The 1,605-nt window shown below is 62.9% G+C and carries 1 protein-coding gene; it reads right to left on the bottom strand.

All coding sequences use genetic code 11. From position 1 onward, the window contains the following. Positions 1 to 388 precede the first annotated feature (388 nt). Positions 389 to 1,462 (bottom strand): IS110 family transposase, encoded by a 1,074-nt coding sequence (locus M0D67_RS41955; RefSeq protein WP_266243674.1) that lies wholly within the window; start codon positions 1,460 to 1,462, stop codon positions 389 to 391. Between the last annotated feature and the right edge of the window lie 143 nt (positions 1,463 to 1,605).

Here is a 1,605-nt window from a genome sequence, read left to right as displayed (position 1 = left end):
GGCTGGTAGCGCAGCCAGGTCCACGCCATCTCGACCAGCAGCGCGCGCACCCGCCTATAAGGACTTTCCCTTTTTTGCAAGCTCGGGGTTCATTCATCCATTCGTTTGACTCCCATGTGATCTGGGACACATTCGGCATTGAGCGGCGAGACAGACTGCACACCTATAAGCGGCCTTGTTGGACACGATGGTTGCTGTGCCCGGGCCCGGATAGTAACCGCGCAGCAGGACTCCATCCGGTTGACGGCGAATACATGCGATGCAGCGCCTGACGGGTGCTCGAGTTCGCCTGCTGCCGGTCTGACCTGTCGCTATCCATGCCTGTTGAATCCTTGTATGCGGAGTTTCCGACTTTGGGGTTGCGGGGCTCTATGCTTCATCTATTCGATCATGCGGTTGCGGCCTCACGACCAGCGGGGGCCGGGCGGGTTGGCACATACGACGGATCGAAGCGCTCGCCCTTGGCCAGAATCGCCCACAGGATGCGCGCGTGCTTGTTGGCGACGGCGACCAGCGTTCGATACCAACCCACGCGTGCCTGGAGCTGAACGATCCAGCGCGAGAGCCGGTCGGTTCGTCGATGGGCGCTCGTTACGGCCGAGCGCGCGCCCTGGAACAGCAGCGTGCGCAGATACGTGTTGCCCTGTTTGGTGATGCGGCCCAGCCGGGTCTTGCCGCCGCTGCTCGCCTGTTTGGGCACCGTGCCGATCCAGGCGGCAAATTGGCGGCCGTTCTTGAACAGGTGAGCGTCGCCGACAGTGGCCACCGCGGCCGACGCGGTGAGCGGCCCGATGCCGATGACCGCCATGACGCGCTGCGCGTTGCTGTCGTGCTTCACGTGCGTGGCGACTTGCGCGTCGCACCAGGCGATTTGCTGGTCGAGGGCCTGCAGGTGCTCCCAGCCTCGCAGCAGCGCAGTGCGTGCGACACCGTTCAGTTCAGTGGCCCCGTCCTCCAGTGCCTCGACGAAGTGGGCACGAAATGCATTGATGCCTTGCGGCAGGAAGACGCCGAACTCGACCAGTTCACCGCGCAGCCGGTTGACGAGCGCGGTACGCTCCTCAACGAAACCGTCCCGCATCCGGTGCAGCAGCAGCACGTTTTGCTGGTCTGCCGTTTTGACGGCCACGAAGCGCATGTGCGGCCGGCCCGCGGCCTCGCAGATGGCCTCGGCATCCAGCCTGTCGTTCTTCACGTGCTTGCCGCCTTTGCGATACGGTGCGGCGAACTGCGGCGCGATCAGCCGAACCTCGTGGCCGAGCGCGCGCAGCTTGCGCCCCCAGTAGTGGGCTGCGCTGCACGCTTCCATTGCGACCAGGCACGGCTCGAGGTTGGCAAACCATTCGAGAAACTTGTGTCGCGAGATTGCTTTCCTGACCACCACGCGTTCCATGCTGTCCACGCCGTGTACCTGAATGATGTTCTTGGCCAGATCCACGCCGATACGAGTAATCTTGTCCATGACTTTCCCCTTCTCAGATGGGTTGCCCAGCACCAACCATCCTCGCATATCGCTATGTGCCACGAGATCGGGAAAGTCCTTACTAATTCGGTTGCCCTGCCTGCTGATGCCCTGATCGGTATGGCTCTCGCCGCTGTCGTAGG

Origin of the sequence: Paraburkholderia sp. SECH4 (assembly GCF_030511745.1) — a bacterium.
Lineage (GTDB): Bacteria > Pseudomonadota > Gammaproteobacteria > Burkholderiales > Burkholderiaceae > Paraburkholderia > Paraburkholderia madseniana.
Note: the sequence above shows the minus strand (reverse complement) of the source record. Positions and strands in the feature narration are given on the sequence as shown.